This window comes from Streptomyces sp. Y7, from assembly GCF_043195415.1.
Classification (GTDB): Bacteria; Actinomycetota; Actinomycetes; order Streptomycetales; family Streptomycetaceae; genus Streptomyces.
This window is the reverse complement of record NZ_JBIDDQ010000023.1, coordinates 1-21943: the sequence shown is the minus strand read 5'-3', so window position 1 is coordinate 21943 and position 21943 is coordinate 1. Positions and strand designations below refer to the sequence as shown.

General features: G+C 73.0%; 7 protein-coding genes and 1 pseudogene. 4 read left to right on the top strand and 4 right to left on the bottom strand.

Annotation, left to right across the window (positions count from 1 at the left end; all coding sequences use genetic code 11):
• Nucleotides 1-11 precede the first annotated feature (11 nt).
• From eboE to ACGFW6_RS35655, 4 genes are all read left to right on the top strand, one after another.
• Nucleotides 12-1175 carry a metabolite traffic protein EboE gene (gene eboE, locus ACGFW6_RS35670; RefSeq protein WP_393519563.1) on the top strand — a complete coding sequence of 388 codons (1164 nt, stop codon included), beginning with the start codon at nt 12-14 and terminating at the stop codon, nt 1173-1175.
• Nucleotides 1172-2548, top strand: coding sequence for an alkaline phosphatase family protein (locus ACGFW6_RS35665; RefSeq protein WP_393519560.1), 1377 nt, complete (start codon nt 1172-1174; stop codon nt 2546-2548). Before eboE ends, ACGFW6_RS35665 begins: the two co-directional genes overlap by 4 nt.
• Before the next feature lie 129 nt (nt 2549-2677).
• Nucleotides 2678-3670, top strand: coding sequence for a TauD/TfdA family dioxygenase (locus tag ACGFW6_RS35660; RefSeq protein WP_393519557.1), 993 nt, complete (start codon nt 2678-2680; stop codon nt 3668-3670).
• Between the two features lie 43 nt (nt 3671-3713).
• The gene (locus ACGFW6_RS35655) at nt 3714-5579 is read left to right on the top strand and encodes an ABC transporter ATP-binding protein (RefSeq protein WP_393519554.1); all 1866 of its coding nucleotides are present in this window, start codon (nt 3714-3716) and stop codon (nt 5577-5579) included.
• 67 nt (nt 5580-5646) lie between these two features.
• Here the strand turns inward: ACGFW6_RS35655 and ACGFW6_RS35650 are convergent, their stop codons facing one another.
• From ACGFW6_RS35650 to ACGFW6_RS35635, 4 genes and pseudogenes are all read right to left on the bottom strand, one after another.
• The gene (locus ACGFW6_RS35650) at nt 5647-6465 is read right to left on the bottom strand and encodes an alpha/beta fold hydrolase (protein WP_393519551.1); all 819 of its coding nucleotides are present in this window, start codon (nt 6463-6465) and stop codon (nt 5647-5649) included.
• A gap of 98 nt (nt 6466-6563) precedes the next feature.
• Nucleotides 6564-13712 (bottom strand): amino acid adenylation domain-containing protein, encoded by a 7149-nt coding sequence (locus ACGFW6_RS35645; protein ID WP_393519548.1) that lies wholly within the window; start codon nt 13710-13712, stop codon nt 6564-6566.
• Complete coding sequence (locus ACGFW6_RS35640) at nt 13712-20197, bottom strand: amino acid adenylation domain-containing protein (RefSeq protein ID WP_393519861.1); 6486 nt, start codon at nt 20195-20197, stop codon at nt 13712-13714. Before ACGFW6_RS35640 ends, ACGFW6_RS35645 begins: the two co-directional genes overlap by 1 nt.
• A pseudogene (locus ACGFW6_RS35635) lies at nt 20186-21943 on the bottom strand (condensation domain-containing protein); the annotation flags it as partial. The gene ACGFW6_RS35640 and the pseudogene ACGFW6_RS35635, both read right to left, overlap by 12 nt.

The following is a 21943-nucleotide window of genomic DNA, read 5'->3' as shown; positions in this document are numbered from 1 at the left end:
GGCGGCTCGACGTGCGTCTGCGGCACCCCGACGGCACCACCGTCCACCTGTCCTACTGCACCAACGTGCACCCCGCGGAAGACCTCGACGGCATCGTCGCCCAGCTCTCCCGCTTCGCGGAACCCGTCCGCCGCAGGCTCGGCGCCGGACGCATCGGCCTCGGCCTGTGGCTGGCCGCGCCCGTGGTGGCCGCCCTCGACACCGATCCCGCAGCCGTACGGGCGCTGCGCGCGGAGCTGGGCCGGCGCGGCCTGGAGGTCGTCACTCTCAACGCCTTCCCCTACACCGGTTTCCACGCCCCGACCGTCAAGAAGGCCGTCTACCGGCCCGACTGGACCGAACCGGAGCGGCTCGCCCACACGCTGGCCTGCGCGCGCGTGCTCACCGCGCTGCTGCCCGCCGACGTCGGCCACGGCTCGGTCTCGACCCTTCCGCTGGCCTGGCGCGAACCCTCGTCCCCGGACCGCCACGACCTGCTCCGGCGCAACCTGGACCGGCTCGCCGAGGGCCTGGCCAAGATCGCCGCCGACACCGGGCGGGCCGTCCGCGTCGGCTTCGAACCCGAACCCGGCTGCCTGATCGAGACCACCGGCCAGGCGGCCGGCCTGCTCGACGCCGTGGACCGCGAGTGGCTGGGCGTCTGCCTGGACACCTGCCATCTCGCGGTCGCCTTCGAGGAGCCCGGCCCGGCCCTGGCCCGGCTGGCGGAGGCCCGGCTGCCGGTCGTCAAGACGCAGGCGTCCTGCGCCGTGCACGTCGACCGGCCCACCGACCCCGGCGCCCGCGCCGCTCTGGCGGCCTTCGCCGAACAACGGTTCCTGCACCAGACCCGGGAGGCCGGCGCCGACGCCGTGCTGGCCGTCGACGACCTGCCCGAGGCGCTCGACGGCAGTCTGCCGGGGGAGGGCCCCTGGCGCATCCACTACCACGTGCCCGTGCAGCGCGACCTGCCTCCGCCGCTGCGCAGCACCCGGCCCGAACTCGCTGCCGCGCTCACCGAGTTGCTCGGCGGCGCCACGGCCCGTACCGACCACGTCGAGGTGGAGACCTACACCTGGCCGGTGCTGCCCGGGGCACCGGGCGGCACCGCACTGGCCGAGGGGATCGCCGGTGAACTCGCCTGGACCCGGGACATCCTGACCGACCTCGGCCTCACGTTGGAGGACGCCCCGTGAAACGGCTGCTCGTGCTGAACGTCGTGGGCCTGACCCCACGACTGTTGCCCCATATGCCGCACCTCGCCGCGGTCGCCGCACAGGGCCACCGCGCCCGGCTCGAGACGGTGCTGCCGGCCGTCACCTGCTCGGTGCAGTCCACCCTGCTCACGGGCCGGCTCCCCGCGGACCACGGCGTCGTCGGCAACGGATGGTACTTCCGCGACCTGGGCGAAGTGCTGCTGTGGCGCCAGCACAACCGGCTGGTGGGCGCGGAGAAGGTCTGGGACGCCGCCCGCGTGCTGCACTCCGGGTACACCGTGGCCAACGTCTGCTGGTGGTACGCCATGGGAGCCGACGTCGACTGGACCGTCACCCCCCGCCCCGTCTACTACGCCGACGGACGCAAGGAACCCGACTGCTACACCCATCCACCCGCCCTCCACGACGAACTCACCGACCACCTGGGCGACTTCCCGCTGTTCCAGTACTGGGGCCCCGGCGCCGGCATCGCCTCCTCCCGCTGGATCGTCGACGCCGCCCGGCATCTGCTGCGCACCCGCAGGCCCGACCTCAGCCTCGTCTACGTACCGCACCTCGACTACGACCTGCAGCGACACGGCCCGCACGGCCGGCCCGCCCGGCGTGCCGCCGCCGAACTCGACCGCACCCTGGCCCCGTTGCTGGACGACGCCCGCCGTGACGGCGTCACCGTGGTGGTGCTCAGCGAGTACGGCATCACCCCGGTCCGCCGTCCCGTGCACCTCAACCGCACCCTGCGCCGCGCCGGGCTGCTGAACGTGCACACCCAGGACGGGATGGAGTACCTGGACCCCTGGACGTCGCGCGCCTTCGCCGTCGCCGACCACCAGGTGGCCCACGTCTATGTGCGCGACCCCGCCGACCGGCCCCGGGTGGCGGAGCTGCTGAGCGCGGTGGACGGTGTCGCCGACGTCCTCGACGACACCGGCAAGAAGGAACACGGCCTCGACCACGAACGGTCCGGCGAATTCGTCGCCGTCGCGGCGCCGGATTCCTGGTTCACTTATTACTACTGGCTCGACGACACCCGGGCCCCGGATTTCGCGCGCACCGTCGACATCCACCGCAAACCCGGCTACGACCCGGCGGAACTCGCCTTCGACCACAATGACCCGCTGGTGAAACTGCGCGCGGCGAAGGCGCTGGCGCGCAAACGGCTCGGACTCCGCTACACGATGAATGTCGTTCCGCTGGACGGCTCCCGCGTGCGCGGCAGTCACGGACGTCTGCCCGACGACCCCCGCGACGCCCCGCTGCTGCTGGTCTCCGATCCGGACGCACCCGCCCGCGACGTCGTCGCCGCCACCGAGGTCAAGGAACTGCTCCTGGAACTCGCCGAGTTGCGCCCGTGAAGGCCGGGAAACCGGCTCCACCGGATGCGCAGGGAAATCCGGACATGCTGAACCAATACGCGGCCGATATCCCATCGCCCTAGCGTCCGGAGTGCACCCGATAACGATGTGGACGGAGGCTGGCTGACCATGGCCGCGAATGCCGGACGCACGACTGCGCCCTATGACATGTCCCTCACCGGGCAGGACGCGCAGCTCGTCGAGGAAATAGCGTGGAAACTGACCAATCGGCCCTCGGGCCGGCCGGACGATCCGGAATGGGTGGCGGAAGCACGTAAATCCTGGCATGAATTGCCGGTGGCGATGCGCCGTGCACTCGCCGAATTCCGCCGGGATTCCGGACCGCAGGGAGCGCTGCTGCTGCGCGGACTCCCCGTCGACGCGATGGAACTCCCGCCGACCCCGCTCGTCAACGGCTCGGTGCAGCGGGAACCCTCGCTGGCCGCCGCGGTTCTGCTGATGGTCGCCTCCGGACTCGGCGACCCCGGCGCTTTCCGGCCCGAGAAGGGCGGCGCCCTGGTCCAGGACGTCGTCCCCGTTCCGGGGATGGAGGAGTTCCAGGGCAACGCCGGCTCCACGCTCCTGACGTTCCACAACGAGAACGCCTTCCACGGGCACCGCCCGGACTTCGTGATGCTGCTGTGTCTGCGTGCCGACCCCGAGGGCCGGGCCGGGCTGCGCACCTCCTGCATCCGCCAGGTGCTGCCGCTGCTGCCCACCCCGACCGTGCGGGCGCTGTGGGCGCCGGAGTTCGTCACGGCCCCGCCGCCGTCCTTCGGCCTCGGCGACATCGAGACCGCCCCCGCCCCGGTGCTCACCGGAGATCCGCACGACCCCGACATCCGGGTCGACATCGCCGCCACCAGCCCCGTGACCGAACGCGCCGCCGAGGCCCTGCGGGTGCTCCAGGACCACTTCGACCGGACCGCGGCGACGCACCGCCTCCAGCCCGGCGAACTGGCCATCGTCGACAACCGCGTCACCGTGCACGGCCGCACCGAGTTCACCCCCCGCTACGACGGCACCGACCGCTGGCTGCAGCGCACCTTCGTACTGACCGATCTGCGCCGCTCCCGCGCGCTGCGCCCGGCCGACGGCTACGTGCTCGGGGCGGCCGGCTGACCGTACGGCCAACCGACCGAGTCGACCGACGATTGGGAGAGCGATGACCAGCACGCAGACCAGGGAGCGGCCCGCCGCCGCGCGCACAGAGGCGACGGCGCCACCCTCCGAGGCGGCCGGGAGGCGAGCCCGGGACGTGGGTCTGCGCTCGTTGCTGCCCCATCTCAAGGGACAGTGGCCGGCCCTGGGAGTGGTGGCCGTCCTCTCCCTGGCGACGACCCTGCTGACACTCAGCCAGCCGGTCCTGATCCGCGACGTGGTGACCCGGATCGAGGCCGACGAAGCGGTGACCGGCCTGGTCGGTCTGCTGGTGGCGGCCCTGGTCGGGGCGGCCGTGCTCAGCGGCTTCCGTGACTACCTGCTCCAGCGCGTGGCCGAGGGCCTGGTGCTCGGCACCCGCCGCAGACTCGTCGCCCGCCTGCTCCGGCTGCCCATCGCCGAGTACGACCGGCGCCGCACCGGGGACCTCCTGTCCCGCGTCGGCGCCGACACCACCCTGCTGCGGGCCGTGGTCACCTCCGGACTGTTCGACATCGTGACCAACGTCCTGATGGTGGGCGGCTCCGCCGTGATGATGATCCTCATCGACCCGCCCCTGTTCGGAGCGACCGCCCTGGGCCTGACGGCCGGGGTCGTCGCCGTGGTGGGGCTCTCCCGCCGGGTGCGCGGCGCCTCGCGCGAGGCCCAGGACCGCGTCGGCGAGATGACCTCCGCCGTCGAGCGCGCCATCTCGGCCGTGCGCACCATCCGCGCGAGCGGCGCGGAGGAACGTGAGGCGCACGCCGTCGACGGCTACGCCAAGGACGCCCACGACGCCGGCATGCGCATCGCCTCCCTGCAGGCGCTGATCAACCCGATCACCTCCACGACCGTTCAGGTCGCGTTCCTGGTGGTGCTGGGCGTCGGCGGCGCGCGGGTGGCCTCCGGCGCGATCGAGGTGGGTGACCTGGTCTCCTTCCTGCTCTTCCTGTTCACGCTCTGGTTCCCCCTCGGCCGCGCCCTCAACGCCTACTCCCGGCTCCAGTCGGGCCTCGGCGCCCTGCACCGGATCGAGGAGGTCCTGGAACTGCCGCAGGAGCGGGAACTCGGCGACACCCCGGCCGCCCGGCCCGCCGCGGCGCTGTCGGTGGTCGAACGGCCGGGTTCCGGCCCCTTGGCCGGGGGGAGCGCACCGCAGCCACCGGCGATCGAGTTCGACCGGGTCGGCTTCGGCTACGCGGGCGGCGAGACCGTCCTGCGGGACGTGTCCCTCGTGGTGCCGCGCGGCACCCGCACCGCGCTCGTGGGCCCCTCCGGCGCCGGCAAGTCCACCCTGCTGTCCCTGGTGGAGCGGTTCTACGACGTCACGGCCGGCGCCGTCCGCGTCGACGGAACCGACGTACGCGAACTGCCCCGCCGCGCCCTGCGTCACAAGCTCGGCTACGTCGAGCAGTCGGCGCCCGTCCTGGCCGGAACCGTCCGGGACAACCTCGCCCTGGCCGCGCCCGACGCCACGGACGACGACATGCGCGACGTGCTGCGCTCGGTCAACCTGGAGGACGTGATCATGCGGGCACCGCACGGCCTCGACACCCAGGTCGGCGAGGGCGGTGTCCTGTTGTCCGGCGGCGAACGTCAGCGGCTGGCGCTGGCCCGCACCTTCCTGGCCGCCCCGCCGATCATGCTGCTGGACGAGGCGACCAGCAACCTGGACGCCCGCAACGAGGTCCTGATGCGGGACGCGATCGGTTCCGTCACCTCCGACCGCACCCTGCTCGTGGTGGCGCACCGGCTGTCCACCGTCGTCGACAGCGACCAGATCGTGGTGCTGGAGCACGGCGAGGTCGTCGCCGTCGGCCGCCACGACGAACTCGCCGACACCAGCCCCCTCTACCGCGAACTGGCCGCGCATCAGCTCCTGATCAAGTGAGACATGGCCGAGGGGCCTCCCGGTGATCACCGGGAGGCCCCTCGGCCGTCTCTCACTCGACGTGTTCTCAGCGGCCCACGAACTCGATGATCAGCTTGTTCACGGCGTCGGGCGCCTCGAGATAGCCGTAGTGCCCGCAGTCGGCCACGATCTCGAACTCCGCGCCCGGGACCGCCTCGGCGACCTCCCTGCCCAGCGCCGGCGGGGCGATCAGGTCGTCCTGGAAGGCGATGACCCGGGTGGCCGCCCGGATGCTCCGATAGGCCGGGCGCCGGTCCGGCATCGCGCCCACCGCGAGCTGAGCCCGGTGGCCCGGCCCCGACACCCGGGTGAGTTCCAGCACGTCCAGCCAGTCCCGCGCCCGCTGCTCGTCGTCGAGGGTGCGCGGGGAGAGGTTCTGCATGGCCTGCACCACCGCCTCGTACCCGGCGGGCAGCCGCACCCCCTGGTCGTACAGCTCCGTCTTCGCCCGGGTCAGGGCGTCGCGCAGTGCGTCCGAACGGCCGCGGGTGGCCATCAGCACCAGCCGGTCGACCAGTTCGGGCCGGGACACCGCGAGCTCCTGGGCGATGTGCGCGCCCATCGAGATCCCGACCACCGGGCAGGGGCCCAGCCGCAGTGCCTCGATCAGCGCGGCGGTGTCGGCGACCAGATCGTCGATGCCGAACCCGCCCTCCCCCTCGTCGCTGGGCGCGATCCCGCGGTTGTCGAAGCTGATCACCCGGAAGCCGGCGGCGACCAGCGCCGGCACCTGGTGCAGATGCCAGGCGCGACCGCTGCCGCCCGAGCCCATGACCAGCAGCACCGGCGGTGCCGAAGTGCCGCTTCCGGGCGGCGGATTGTCGTAGTAGTTGAGCCGGATGCCGTTGACGTCGAGCAAAGGCATGGAGCTGACCTCCGGAGGACCGTGGGGGCAGGGGCAGGGGCAGGGACAGGGACAGCGGTGGGGTGGCGCCCGTCGCCGGGCGCCACCCCGCGTGGGGTTCAGCCGAGCCGGTCGGTCAGCGCCTCGGCGATCCGGGCGAGCGCCGCGTCGGACTGCACGAGCCCGAGATGGTCGGCATCGACACCGACCCGGTCGATCCGGCCCGACACATACGGCCGCCACGACTCGTGGTCGCGGCGCGACAGCTTCTCGCCGGACCCCCGCTCCGCCGCCAGCACCAGGACGTCGCCGTCGTAACGCGGCGGGGTGTGGCCGCGCATCAACCGGGCGTTGTTCATGAACACGTCCAGCACGGCAGCCAGTTCGGACTCGCCGAGCCGGCCCATCGGATCATCGGTGGACTGGAGGAACGCCCGGTAACGGGCCACCGGGAAGGCACCCGACGCCAGCTCGGCCTCCTCCCGCTCGTCGAGCTCGAAACCGGCGTCGCGCAGATTGTGGGCGAACACCTCGGCCAGCGCCGGCTCGGGGCCGGCGCCCACCCGCCGCGGATAGGCGTCCAGAAACGCCAGCAGCTCCACCTCCTGACCGCGAGAGCGAAGCTCGTCCGCCATGGCGAAGGCCACGTTGCCGCCCAGCGACCAGCCCAGCAGCCGGTACGGCCCCTCGGGCTGGGCGCGCCGGATCAGGTCGACGTACTCGGCCGCCATCTCCTCCAGCGTCCCGGGCAGATCACCGTCCCCGTCGAGGCCCGCGGCCTGGATGCCGTAGAGCGGGACCTGTGCGGGCAGATGGCGCACCAGACCGGCGTAGCACCAGCTCATTCCGGACCCGGGGTGGACACAGAACACCGGCCGAGCGGAGCCGGTCGCCCGCAGCGGCAGCAGCCGCTCCATGGGCTCGTGGTCGCCGCGCGAGACCAGCCGCGCCGCGAGCTCGGCGGCCGACGGAGCCGCGAACAGATCCCGTACGGCGACCTCCACGCCCAGCTCGGCCCGGATCCGTTCGACCAGCCGTACCGCCAGCAGCGAATGGCCGCCCAGGTCGAAGAAGCCGTCGTCGGGGCCCATCAGGTCCAGCCGCAGCACCTCGGCGAAGAGCCGGCACAGCGTCTCCTCGCGCGGGCTGCGTGGCGCCCGCCCGCCGCCCGCGCGGAACTCGGGCGCCGGCAGCGCGCGGTGGTCCAGCTTGCCGTTGGCGGTCAGCGGCAGCCGGTCCAGGACCACGAAGGCCGCCGGCACCATGTACTCGGGCAGCACGTCCCGGATCTGTGCGCGCAGTGCGGCACCGTCCACCACCGCGCCGTCCTCCGGCACCACGTAGCCGACCAGCCGCCGGTCGCCGGGCGTGTCCTCGCGGACCAGCACCGCGGCCTGCCGCACACCGGGCCGGCGGGCCACGACCGCCTCGATCTCGGCCGGCTCCACACGCATCCCGCGCAACTTGACCTGGGTGTCGGTGCGACCGAGGTACTCCAGCTGCCCGTCCGTGTTCCACCGCACCAGGTCACCGGTGCGGTACATCCGCCCGCCCGGCGCACCGAAGGGGCTGGGTACGAACCGGCTGGCGGTCAGGGCCGGCCGGCCCAGGTAGCCGCGGGCGAGACCCGGGCCCTGGACGTACAGTTCGGCCGGCACACCCGGCGCCACCGGCTGCAGGGCGCCGTCGAGCACGTACACGGCCGTGTCGGCGATCGGAGAGCCGATCGGCGGGGCGACCGGGCCGGCCAGCGGACGGCTCATGGTGGCGCACACCGTCGCCTCCGTCGGACCGTAGGAGTTGAGCATCAGACGCCCGGAGGACCAGCGCTTGACCAGCTCCGGCGGGCAGCTCTCGGCGGCCACGACCAGCGTCATGCCGGCCGGCAGCGCGCCCTCCGGGATCAGCTGGAGCACCCCGGGGGTGATCGCGGCGTGCGTGACCGACTCCCGCACCGCCAGCCCGGCCAGCTCCCGGCCCGGGGTGAGCCCCGGGGGCGCGACGACCAGCGTCGCACCCGTCAGCAGACCCATCGTCAGCTCCCAGAACGCGCCGTCGAAGCCGGGCGAGAGATGGTGCAGCACCCGGCTGCCGGGACCCGCCGCGCACTGCCCGGTGAAGATGTCCACCAGGCCGGGCAGACCCGCATGGGTGACGGTCACCCCCTTGGGCCGGCCCGTGGTCCCCGAGGTGTAGATGACGTACGCCGGGTGCTGCGGCCGCAGCGGCGACAGACGGTCCGCGTCGGTGAGGTCGTCCGCGTCGGCCCGCGCCAGCTGTTCGGCCGTCCCGGACGAGTCCAGCAGGAGAGTCGGCACATCCGTCCCGGGCAGCCCCGCTGCGACGCCGCCGCTGGTCACCAGCGCCACGGGCGCCGCGTCCGACAGGGTGCCGGTGATCCGCTCGGCCGGATGCCCCGGATCGAGGGGCACGTAGGCGGCGCCCGCCTTGGCCACCGCGAGCACGGCGACGGCCAGCTCCACGGAGCGCGGCAGCGCCAGCGCCACCAGCCGCTCCGGGCCCGCACCCCGCGCCACCAGCAGCCGGGCCAGCCGGTTGGCCCGCGAGTTCAGCTCCGCGTAGGTCAGTACGGCGCCCTCGACGACCAGCGCCTCGGCCAGGGGACGCTGCCGCACATGCCGTTCGAAGATCTCCGGCAACGTGGTGGGGGCCAGATCCTTGGCGGTGGCGTTCCACTGGTGCAGCACCCGCCGCCGCTCCTCGGCGCCGAGCACGTCCAGCCGGCTCAGCGGCGAGTCGGGCCGTGCGGCCGCGTCCGCGAGGATCCGGACGAACCGGTCGGCCAGCGACTGCGCCGTCCCCCGGTCGAAGAGATCCGTGCTGTAGTCCAGTACGCCCGTGATCCCGCGGGCCGCGTTGTCCTCGGCCCGTCGCTCCACCACCGAGAAGCCGAGGTCCACCTTGGCCGCCGTGGCCGTCCCGCCGAGCCCGGAGACCACCAGGCCGCCGGGCAGCGCCGGCAGGCCTGCCGCGTCACCGGGGCGCGGAGCGGCGTTCTGCAGGGCCAGCACCACCTGGAAGAGCGGGTGATGGGCGAGGGAGCGGGTGGGGTTGAGCGCCTCCACGAGGCGCTCGAACGGCAGATCCTGGTGGGTGTAGGCGGCGAGGTCGGTGGCCCGGACCCGGCCCAGCAACCGGCGGAAGGTGGGGTCGCCGCCGGTGTCGGTGCGCAGGACGAGGGTGTTGACGAAGAACCCGACGAGCTGGTCCGTGGCGTCGTCGGTGCGCCCGGCGATCGGAGAGCCCACGGGGATGTCCTCACCCGCGCCGAGCCGGGTGAGCAGGGCAGCCAGGGCCGCCTGCAGCACCATGTGCAGGGTGGTGTCGGTGGACCGAGCCAACTCGCGCAGACGCTGGTGCAGTTCGGCGCCGATCGCGAACTCCACCCGGTCGCCCGCCTGGCTCGCCACAGCCGGCCGGGGACGGTCGGTGGGCAGGTCGAGCCGCTCCGGAAGACCCGCCAGGGCCTCCTTCCAGTACGCCAGTTGGGCCGCCGCGACGCTGTCGGCGGCCGAGTCGTCGCCGAGCACCTCACGCTGCCACAGCGCGTAGTCGGCGTACTGGACGGGCAGCGGCTGCCAGTCCGGCGTCCGGCCCGTGCAGCGCGCGCCGTACGCGGCGGCCAGATCACGGGCCAGCGGACCGCGAGACCACGCGTCGCTGGCGATGTGGTGGATGAGCAGCAGCAGGATGTGGTCGGTGTCGTCGACGCGCAGCAGCCGCGCACGGACCGGGATCTGCGTCCTCAGGTCGAAGGAGTACCGCGCCGCGTGGGCGAGGTCCGCCTCCCAGCCGTCCTCGCTCGTGTCGGCCGTCTCGAAGCCGAACCGTGCCTCGTCGGGGCCGAGCACGATCTGGTGCGCGCCCGTCTCGTCCTCGGCGAAGACCGTGCGCAGGCTCTCGTGGCGGCCGATGATGTCCAGCAGGGCCCGCTCGAGCGCCTGCCGGTCCAGCGGACCGGACAGCCGCAGCACGGTCGGGATGTTGTACGTCGGGCTCGGCCCTTCCAACTGGTGCAGGAACCACAGACGTTGCTGGGCGTACGAGAGAGGGATCCGCTCCGGCCGGGGACGTGCGGTGAGCGGGGTGCGGGCCCGTCCGGCACCGTCGAGGACACCGGACAGGCCGGCGACCGTCGGCGTCTCGAAGAACTGGCGGATGGAGAGCTCCACGCCCAGCGTGGAGCGGATCCGGCTGACGAGCCGGGTGGCGAGCAGAGAGTGGCCGCCGAGGTCGAAGAAGTCGTCGTCGACGGTGACGTCGGACGCCGACAGGATCTCGGCGAACAGCGCGCACAGGATCTCCTCGCGCGGCGTACGCGGGGCGCGGCCACCCTCGGCCGCGGCGTAGGTCGGCGCGGGCAGCGCCTTGTGGTCCAGCTTGCCGTTCGTGGTCAGCGGCAGGGTGTCCAGCGTGACGAGCGCCGACGGCATCATGAAGTCGGGCAGCCGCCGGGCGAGGCCCGCCAGTGCGACCGCCTCGTCCCACCGTCCCGGGTCGGGGACGACGTAGGCCACGAGCCGCTGGTCGCCGGGAGTGTCCTCGCGCAGCAGCACCGCGGACCGTGCCACGCCCGGCTGCGCGGCGACCGCGGACTCGATCTCACCCATCTCGATCCGGTAGCCGCGCAGCTTGACCTGCTGGTCCGCGCGCCCGACGAACACCAGCTCGCCGTCGTCGTTCCAGCGCGCGATGTCGCCGGTGCGGTACATCCGGCTGCCCGCGGCGCCGAAGGGATTGGCCGAGAAACGCTCGGCCGTCAGCCGGCCGCGGTTCAGGTAGCCGCGTGCCAGTTGCTCGCCCGCCAGATACACCTCGCCGGACAGGCCGGGCGCGACCGGCCGCAGCGCGGAGTCCAGCACGTACACCCGCACTCCGGCGTGCGGGACGCCGATCGGCACCGGGCCGTCGGGGACCTCGGCGCCCGGCTCGATCCAGCGTTCCAGGCAGTGGCCGGTGGCCTCCGTGGGACCGTAGACGTTCACCACCGTCACCTCCGGCAGCCCCGCGCGCCACGCCGTCAGATGCTCGCCGCGCAACTGCTCGCCGCCCAGCGTGAGCAGGCCCGACGGGGAGACCTCGGGGGGCATCGTGGCGAGCATCGCCAGATGCGACGGAGTGGCCTTCAGGAACGTGGCCCGGCGGAAGTCCCGCTCGCCCGCCGCGGCCTCGGCCAGCGTCGGCAGGTCCACCAGACGCACGCACCCGCCGCTGATCAGGGGAGTGTGCAGTGATCCGACGCTCTGGTCGAACGACGCCGACGCCTGCATCACCGACAGACCCCGCACATGGGGACCCTGCGCGGCACGGCCGTGCCGCACGAACGCCGACAGCGCCCGGTGCTCGGTGACCACACCCTTGGGCCGGCCGGTGGAACCGGAGGTGTAGATGACGTAGGCCGGATGGTGCGGCAGCAGCGGGGCGTTGCGGTCCGCGTCGGTCAGATCACGACCCGAGTGCCGGCTCAGGGTCCGGTTCAGCCGCGGATCGTCCATGACGAAGGTCAGCGGCCAGCCGCACTCCTCGCGCACGCGCGCGTCCATGTCGCTGGTGGTCAGCACCAGGACCGGGGCGGAGTCCTCGATCATGTGGCCCATCCGGTCGGCGGGGTAGTCCGGGTCGATCGGCACATACGCCCCGCCCGCCTTCAGCACCGCCAGCATGCCGACCACCGGCTCGACGCTGCGGGGCACCACGATCGCCACATACCGCTCGGGGCCGACCCCCAGCTCCACCAGCCGTCTCGCCAGCCGGTTGGCCCGCGCGTCGAGTTCGGCGTAGGTGAGCCGGCCGTCGGCCGCGACCAGCGCGGGCCGGTCCGGGGTGCGCGCGACCTGCTCCTCGAACAGGTGGATGAACAACTCGCCGGGCCGTCGGCTGTCCGAGCCGCTCCACTGGTCCACGACCGTACGGCGTACCCCGGGATCGAGCAGGGGTACGGCGCCCACCGGCGTCCTCGGGTCGTCCAGCACCGTGCGCAGGGCCCGGCGGAACGACCCGATCACCCGCTCGATCCGCGCGGAGTCGAACAGCTGCGGCAGATAGCCCAGGGAGAAACGCAGCGTCTCCCGCGGCAGCGCCAGCAGGCCCAGCGGGTAGTGCATCTGGTCCCGGGAGTGGATCTTCAGCACCGTCGGCAGGTCCGCGTCGGCGGCCGGCGTCTGCGGGCGGCTGCGGCTGGAGTCCAGCGGATAGTTCTCGAACACCATCGCGGTGTCGAAGAGTTCGCCGGATCCCGCCCACTTCTGGATGTCCGCGAGCCCCACCCACTGATGGTCGATCAGCCGGGTCTGCTCCGCCTGCATCCGCCGCAGGAACTCCGCCAGCGGCTCCGCCGGACGCAGCCGGACCCGCAGCGGCAGCGTGTTCATGAACAGGCCGACCATCGTGTCGACCCCGGGCAGTTCGGGCGGGCGGCCGCTGACCGTCACTCCGAACACCACGTCGTCCCGGCCCGTCAGATGGGACACCAGCAGGGCCCAGACGCCCTGCACGACCGTGTTCACGGTCACCCCGTGCGACCGGGCGAACCGGGTCAGCGCATCGCTGACCGCCGCGTCCTCCTCGAAGTGGATCCGCTCCGGCGCCGCGGTCAGCCGACCGCGCCCCGGTGCCACGATGCTCGGCGTGTCGAACCCCTCGAACGACTCCGTCCACGCCCGCCCGGCCGCCTCCCGGTCCCGGGAGTGCAGCCACGCCAGATAGTCCCGGTACGGCCGCACCCGAGGCAGCGCCGACGCGTCGCCCTGCACCGTGTACAGCGTCATCAGCTCGCGCAGCAGCACCGGCATGGACCAGCCGTCCAACAGGATGTGATGGTTGGTCATCACCAGCCGGTGCCGGCCGCCTCCCAGCCGGATCAGGGTGAAACGCATCAACGGCGGCCGCGCCAGGTCGAAACGCTCCCAGCGGTCCTCCGACGCGAGCCGTTCCGCCGCCGCCTCCCGCTCGGCCTCCGGCAGCCCGCTGAGGTCCATCTCCCGCCAGGGCGGCGTCACTTCGCGGGGGATCAGCTGGACCGGCCGCTCGACGCCCGCGTGCCGGAACGCGGCACGCAGGTTCGCGTGCCTCTTCAGCAGGGCCCCGATCGCCCCCCTGAGCCGGTCGGCGTCCACGTTCCCGGCCAGCTCCACGAAGACCTGGACGTTGTAGGCGTCCAGCTCCTCACCGTCGAACAGGTTGTGGAACAGCATGCCTTCCTGCAGCGGGGACAGCGGCAGGATGTCTTCCAAGCCGGACTTGGCCATCAGAGGGAACCCCATTCGCTTTCGAGTCGAGAGATGTCGTCCTCGCTGAGCGAGGCGAGGGAGACGTCCGACGGCGCCAGAGCGCTGGCCTCGGGACGGCGCGCGTGCTCCACCAACGCCCGCAGCGCGCGGAACCAGTTCTCGCCCAGCCGCCGGATCTCGTCCTCGGCCAGCGCGTCCGACGGATAGGTCCACACGCTGTGCAGCCGCGGCCCCTGTTCCGTGTCGTGGGCGCCCGCCACCAGATCCACCGGGTGCGCCAGGGGAGTGTCCGGGTGCTGTCCCGCCACTCCGCGGCCCAGCACGCTCCACCCGGCCGGCTCCGCGGCGCCGCCCGCCGCTCTGCCGCCCGTGTACCGGCCCAGGTAGTTGAAGCCGAAGGCGGGAACGGGGAGTTGCGCCAACCGCGCCCGCGTCCGCGGGTTGACGTAGCGCAACAGGCCGTAGCCCAGGCCGTCGCCCGGCACCGCGCGGAGCTGCTCCTTGACCCGCCGCAGCGCCCGCCCGGCCGCCGCGCCGCCGTCCCAGACGTCCGCCCAGTCCGTGACCTGCGGGCTCAGCGTCACCGGGTACATGGCCGTGAACCAGCCCGTGGTCCGGGTGAGATCGCTGCCCGGGCAGAGGTGCTCGTGGCGGCCGTGGTTCTCCAGGTCCACCGCGACCGGCGCGTCACCGCTGTGGCCGCGGCCGCGCCGCCAGTCGGCGACGGCCAGGCCGAACGCCGTCAGCAGCAACTCCTCCACATCGGCGAGGAAGACCCCGGGCACCCAGGTGAGCAGCGCCTCGGTGGTCTCGGCGTCCAGGTCCAGAACGACCTGACCGGCACGGGCATGCGTGTCGCGGACCGGATCCAGCGCCGGCTCGGCCGCGACGTGGGACGCCGGACCGGCCGAGCCCGTCCAGTACCCGCTCTCGGACTCGACGGCAGGATCCTCGGACAGATCCCGCAGGGCCGCCGCCCACCGGCGCCAGCTCGTGCCGGCCTCACTCAGCTCCCGGCCCTCGTAGGCGGCGGCCAGGTCCGGCATCAACAGGCGCCAGCTGACCGCGTCGACCGCCAGGTGGTGCGCGACCAGGACCAGCAGCCCGTGGCGTTCGGGGCCCCGGTCCACCCAGACGGCCCGAAGCATCACACCGTCCGCCGGGTCCAGCCGGTCACGGGCGGCGGCCGCCAGTTCGGTCAGCACGCCGTGGGCGTCCGCGTCGTCCAGAGCGGGCGCCGGATGCCGGGTCAGCAGGTCGGCCGCGTCGGGTGCGCCCGGCTCGGCCACCGACATCGCCCAGTCCCCGCCGACGCGCAGGCGCAGCGAGTCATGCCGGTCCAGCACCGCCCGCAGCGCGCCCACCAGCCGGTCATGGTCCAGATCCGCGGGCACCGCCACCACCACCGACTGGTTGAACGGCGCGAGAGGACCGCCCAGTTCGGACAGCCAGCCCATGATCGGGGTCAGCGGTACCGGCCCGCTCGGCGCGTGCTCCCGCACCTGCGCCGGCTCGGCCTCCTGCGGCACCGCTTCCAGTGCCTCCGCGAGCTGCGCGACCGTCTGGTGCTCGAAGACGTCCCGCACCCCCAGGACCACGCCCTGTCCGCGCGCCCGGCTCACGAGCTGGATCGACAGCACGCTGTCGCCGCCCAGGTCGAAGAACCCGTCGTCGATGCCGACGGCCGGCAGCCCCAGCGTCTCGGCGAACAGCGCGCACAGCTCCTCCTCGCGTCGGGTGCGCGGTGCCCGCCGGGTGCTGTGCGCCGCGTAGTCCGGCGCCGGCAGGGCCTTGCGGTCCAGCTTGCCGTTCCCGGTCAGCGGGAGCGCGTCCAGCCGGACGAACGCCGACGGCACCATGTAGTCGGGCAGCGACGCCAGCAGGTGCTCGCGCAGCTCCGCGTCGGCGGGCACCGCGCGCGCCGCCTCGACCAGATACGACACCAGACGCCGGTCGCCCGGCCGGTCCTCCCGGACCACCGCCACCGCCTCGGCGACCCCCGGGTGCCGGGCGAGCGCGGCCTCCACCTCACCCAGCTCCACCCGGAATCCACGGATCTTGACCTGGTCGTCGACCCGGCTGAGGAACTCCAGCTCGCCCTGCCGGTTCCAGCGCACCACGTCGCCCGTGCGGTACATCCGCTCGCCGGGCCCCTCGAAGGGGTTCGCGACGAACCGCGACGCCGTCAGCCCCCGCCGGCTCAGATAGCCGCGCGCCAGCTGCACCCCGGACACGTACAGCTCGCCCGGCACGCCCACCGGCACCGGCTGCAGGAACTGATCCAGCACCAGCATCCGGGTGTTGGGGAACGGGCGGCCGATGGTCAGCACACCGTCGGCGAGATCCTCCGGCGAGGAGGCGTCCCAGGTGGTGCAGCCGACGATGGTCTCCGTCGGACCGTACTCGTTGAGCACCCGCGTCCCCGGATGCGCCTCCAGCAGCGTCCGCACCGCCCGCCCGGTCAACGACTCGCCGCCCAGGACCAGTTCACCCCGCGGCACACAGGTCGCCGCCAGACCGGTGATCAACGGCAGATGGCTCGGAGTCGCCTTGAGGAACGTCATCTGCGGCAGCTCCGGCGGGACCTCGCCGGCCTGGGCCCGTTCGTGCAGCTCCTCCAGGTCGGCCAGGTGCACACACCCGCCGTTCAGCAGCGGCGCGAACAGGCCCGTCACCGTCAGGTCGAACGACAACGGCGAGTGCACCAGCGCGTCACCGGCCACACCGGGATACAACTCCGCGGACACCGCGAGGTAGTTGACCACCGGCTGATGCTCGACCAGCACACCCTTCGGGCGCCCGGTCGACCCCGAGGTGTAGATGATGTACGCCGCGTTCCACGGCGACAGCGGCTGCGTCCGGTCCTCGTCGGTCAGATCGTCCGCCGGGCACTCGGAGAGCCGGTCGGCCACCTCGGGGTCGTCCAGCACCAACCGTGCCAGGTGGGCCGGGAACAGCTCCGCCGGCACGGACAACGACGTCAGCACACACACCGGGGCGGCGTCGTCCAGCATCACCGACACCCGGTCCGCCGGATACCCCGGATCCACCGGCAGATACGCGGCGCCGGTCTTCAGGACCGCCAGCACCGCGACGCCCATCTCCACCGACGGCGGCAGCGAGATCAGCACCACCTGCTCCGGTCCCGCCCCGCACTCGGCGAGCAGATGCGCCAGCCGGTTGGCACGCGCGTTCAGCTCCGGGTACGACAGTGTCGTACCGCCCGCCGAGAACGCCGGGCGTCCCGGGGTCCGGGCGACCTGCTCCTCGAACAGCTCGGGCAGGGTCGCCTCACGCTGCGGACGGCCGGTGTCGTTCCACCCCACCAGCAGCCGGTGCCGCTCCGCCGGGTCCAGCAGACCGATCCCGCCGATCGGCAGATCAGGGTCGGCCGTGACCGAGCCGAGCACGCCCAGCAGCCGCGTCACGACGGACTCGGCGGTCTCCCGGTCGAACAGTTCGGTACGGAACTCCAGCGAGCCCCGCATCCCCGCCGCCTCCCCGGACGGGGTGTGTCCCTCGCCCAGGGTGAGCGACAGATCGAACTTCGCCACCTCGGTCCGGGCCGCCATCCGTGTGACCGTGAGCCCGGTGTCATCCGCCCGCGCCGCAGGACCGGCGTCCGCGCCCGGCGCCTCCGCCGCGCTGTTGAACGTGATCATCACCTGGTACAGCGGGTGGTGGGCGAGACTGCGCACCGGGTTGAGCGCCTCCACGAGCCGCTCGAACGGCAGGTCCTGATGAGCGAACGCCGCGAGATCACGTTCCCGCACCCGGGCCAGCAGCTCCCGGAAGCTCGGGTTGCCGCCGGTGTCCGTGCGCAGCACCAGCGTGTTGACGAAGAACCCCACGAGATCCTCGGTCGCCGCGTCGTCGCGCCCGGCCACCGCGGTGCCGATCGGGATGTCCTCGCCCGCACCCAACCGGGTCAGCAGCGCCGCGAACGCGGCCTGGGCCACCATGAACGTCGTCGTGTGCGTGGCCCGCGCGAGCTCCCCGAGCTGCCGGTGCAGGGCCGCCGGGACGGTGAACTCGATCCGGTCGCCGCCGTAACCCGCGGTCGCCGGACGCGGCCGGTCGGTGGGCAGCGCCAGCTGCTCGGGCAGCCCCGCCAACGCCTCCTTCCAGTACGTGAGCTGCCGACCCGCGACGCTGTCCGGGGACGACTCGTCCCCCAGCGCCTCGTGCTGCCACAGCGCGTAGTCCGCGTACTGCACCGCGAGCGGCTCCCAGCCCGGCTGCGCACCGTCGCGGCGCGCCGCGTAGGCGGTGGTCAGATCGCGGGCCAGCCGTGTCATCGACCAGCCGTCACAGGCGATGTGATGGATGAGCAGCAGCAGCACGTGCTCGTCCTCGGACAGCCGGAACAGCCGCGCCACGAAGGGGATCTCGGCCGTCAGGTCGAAGGCGTGCCGCGCCGCCCGCGTCACCTCGGCCTCGACGGTCTCCTCGGTCACGTCGCGCACGTCCACCGGCCGGCGCGCCCGCTCCACCGGCAGCACGATCTGCCGAGCGCCCGCCGTGTCCTCGGCGAACACGGTCCGCAGACTCTCGTGCCGCTCCAGCAGGTCCCCGACCGCCGCGTCCAGGGCGGCGCCGTCCAGCGGCCCGGAGAGCCGCAGCGCGGTCGGCACGTTGTACGTCGCCGACGGCCCCTCGAACCGGTGCAGGAACCACAGCCGTTGCTGCGCGGGCGACAGCGGCACCCGGTCCGGCCGCGGACGCGGCGTCAGCGGCGGCCGGGCCCGCCCCGCGGTGTCCAGTGCGCCGGACAGGCCGGCGACCGTCGGCGCCTCGAAGAACTGCCGCACCGACAGCTCGACGTCCAGCGCGCCCCGGATCCGGCTCACCAGCCGGCTCGCCAGCAGCGAATGACCGCCCAGCTCGAAGAAACTGTCGTCGACACCGAACCGAGCGGTGCCCAGGACGTCCCGGAACAGCCCCCAGAGGATCTCCTCGCGCGGGGTGCGCGGCGCCCGACCGGCCGGCACCACCGCCTCGTCCGGCGCGGGCAGCGCCTTGCGGTCCAGCTTGCCGTTCGGCGTCAGCGGCAGCGCGTCGAGCGCCACGAACGCCGTCGGCACCATGAACTCCGGCAGAGCGCGCCGCAACCGCTCGCGCAGCTCGCCCGCGCCCGGCACCGCACCCTCGCCGACCAGGTACGCCACCAGCCGCTGATCACCCGGCCGGACCTCGCGCACTGCGACCGCCGCCTCCGCGACCGCCGGAATCCGAGTCAACTCGGCCTCGATCTCCCCGAGTTCGATACGGAACCCGCGCAGCTTCACCTGCTGGTCGACCCGGCTGAGATAGCGCAGCTCACCGTCCCGCTCCCGGCGCACCAGGTCGCCCGTGCGGTACATGCGCGCACCGGGAACACCGTACGGGTCGGCCGTGAAGCGCTCCGAGGTCAGCCCGGGACGCCGGTGGTAGCCCTCCGCGAGCTGTGCCCCGGCCAGATACAGCTCACCCGGCACTCCCACGGGCACCGGCCGCAGCATCGCGTCCAGCACATACGCCCGGGTGTTGGCCAGGGGCCGCCCGATCGTGACCCGGTTCCCCCCGGTCACCTCGGCCGCCGTGGCCCAGATCGTGGCCTCCGTCGGACCGTACAGATTCGTCACCGAACCGGCCCGCTCGGCCAGCGACCGCGCCAGCTCGGCGGGCAGCGCCTCACCACCGACCAGCACCCGCACCCCGGCCAGCTCGTCCGCCGCCTCCGCCACGACGCCCTGCCACAGGCTCGGCGTCGCCTGCACCAAGGTCGCCCCGGACCGCTCCACGGCCCGCAGGACAGCCTGCGGATCCCGCGCCGTCTCCTCGCCGGCCAACACCAGTCGCGCCCCGTGCAGCAGCGGCAGGAAGATCTCCAGCCCCGCGATGTCGAACCCGACCGTGGTCACCGCCAGCAGCCGGTCCCGCTCCCCGGGCGCGAGCCTCTCACCCATGTCGGCCAGGAAGTTGCCCAGCGCGCCCCGGGTCACCACCACGCCCTTGGGACGCCCGGTCGACCCCGAGGTGTAGATCGCGTACGCCGGATGCGCCTGCGACACCGGGCCGCGCAGCTCCGTCGCGTCCAGCCCGGCGGCGGAGAACTCCGCCAGCTCGGCCTCCCCGACCGGCTCGGTCAGGGTCAGCGCCGGAGTCGCGTCGTTGAGCATGTACGCCACCCGGTCCGCCGGATAGCCGGGATCGACGGGCAGATAGGCCGCGCCCGACTTCAGCACCGCCAGCAGCGTGACGACCAGGTCGAGGGAGCGAGGCAGCACCACCGCCACGAACCGTCCGGGAGCTGCACCCCGCGCGCGGAGATACCGCGCCAGCCGGTTGGCGCGCGCGTCGAGCTCCGCGTACGTCAGCGAACGGTCGTCGAACTCCACGGCGGTGGCCCGCGGGGTCCGCGCCGCCTGCCGCTCGAACAGCGCCGGCACCGACTCGGCCGGCACCTCCCGGACCGTGTCGTTCCACTCCTCGAGCACACGGCGCCGCTCGGACGCGGTCATGACCTCCAGCTGTCCGATCGGCCGGTCCGGATGGGCCACCGCCGCACCCAGCAGCCGCACCAGCCGCCCGGTGATCTCCTCCGCGGTCTCCCGGTCGAACAGCGCCGTGCTGTACGTGACGCTGCCGCCCAGCCCCGCGCACCTGTTGCCGTCATCGAACCGTTCGGCCAGCGCGAACGACAGGTCGAACCGCGCCGACACCCGGTCCGCGGCCCGCACCTCTGCCCGCGTCCCCGCGAACGACGTCGTCCCCTCCACGCCCGCCGCCTGCGTGTTGTGCAGCGTCAGCATCACCTGGAACAGCGGGTGATGGGCCAGAGATCGCGCGGGGTTGACGGCCTCGACGAGCCGCTCGAAGGGCAGGTCCTGGTGGGAGTACGCCGTGAGATCGGTGGCGCGGACCCGGCCCAGCAGCTCACGGAAGGTCGGGTCACCGCTCGTGTCGGTGCGCAGGACCAGAGTGTTCACGAAGAACCCGATGAGGCGGTCGGTGGCGTCGTCGGTGCGTCCGGCGATCGGGGTGCCGAGGGGGATGTCGTGACCGGCCCCGAGGCGGGTCAACAGGGCCGCCAGCGCCGCCTGCACCACCATGAAGACGGTCGTGTTCGTGTCCCGGGCCAGCTCCGTCAACCGTTGGTGCAGCTCCGCCGACGCCTCCAGCGGCACCCGGTCGCCGCTGTAGTCGGCGACGGCAGGGCGGGGTCGGTCGGTGGGCAGGTCGAGCTGTTCGGGGAGTCCGGCGAGTGTCTGCTTCCAGTGGGCGAGTTGACGGCCGGCGGTGCTGTCGGGGTCGGTGTCGTCGCCGAGGAGGTCGTGTTGCCAGAGGGCGTAGTCGGCGTACTGGACGGGCAGGGGTGGCCAGTCGGGGGCGTGGCCGGCGAGGCGTGCGGTGTAGGCGGCGGTGAGGTCCTGGGCGAGCGGGCCCCGCGACCAGGCGTCGCTGGCGATGTGATGGATCAGCAGGAGCAGCACGTGCTCGGTCGGGGAGATCCTGAACAGCGTCACCCGCACCGGAATGTCGGCACTCAGATCGAAGGGCTCGGCCGAAGCCTCGGCCACCCGCCCCTCCACGTCGTCCGCGGTCGCCTCAACCACACGGAACGGGACCTCGGCGGAGTCCAGCACGGTCTGTCGGGGGCCGTGTTGGTCTTCGGCGATGGTGGTGCGGAGGCTTTCGTGGCGGGTGGTGAGGTCGTTGAGGGCGTGGTGGAGGGCTTGGTGGTCGAGGTGGCCGGTGAGGCGGAGGGTGGTGGGGATGTTGTAGGTGGGGGTGGGTCCTTCCAACTGGTGGAGGAACCAGAGGCGTTGTTGGGCGTAGGAGAGGGGGATGCGTTCGGGTCGGGGGTGTGCGGTGAGGGGGGTGCGGGCGGTGTCCGCGGTGTCCAGAGCCGTCGCCAGCCCCGCGATCGTGGGTGTCTCGAAGAGCTGTCGGATGCTGAGTTCGGTGCCGAGGGTGGTGCGGATGCGGCTGACGAGTCGGGTGGCGAGGAGGGAGTGTCCGCCGAGGTCGAAGAAGTTGTCGTCGATGTTGAGGTCGGTGACGGAGAGGACTTCGGCGTAGAGGGTGCGGAGGATTTCTTCGCGGGGGGTGCGGGGGGCTCGGCCTGTTGCCGCTGCCGTGTAGGTGGGGGCGGGGAGTGCTTTGCGGTCGAGTTTGCCGTTGGGGGTGAGGGGGAGGGCGTCGAGGGTGACGATCGCGGAGGGGATCATGTAGTCGGGGAGGTGTTGGGCGAGGGCTGCGCGGAC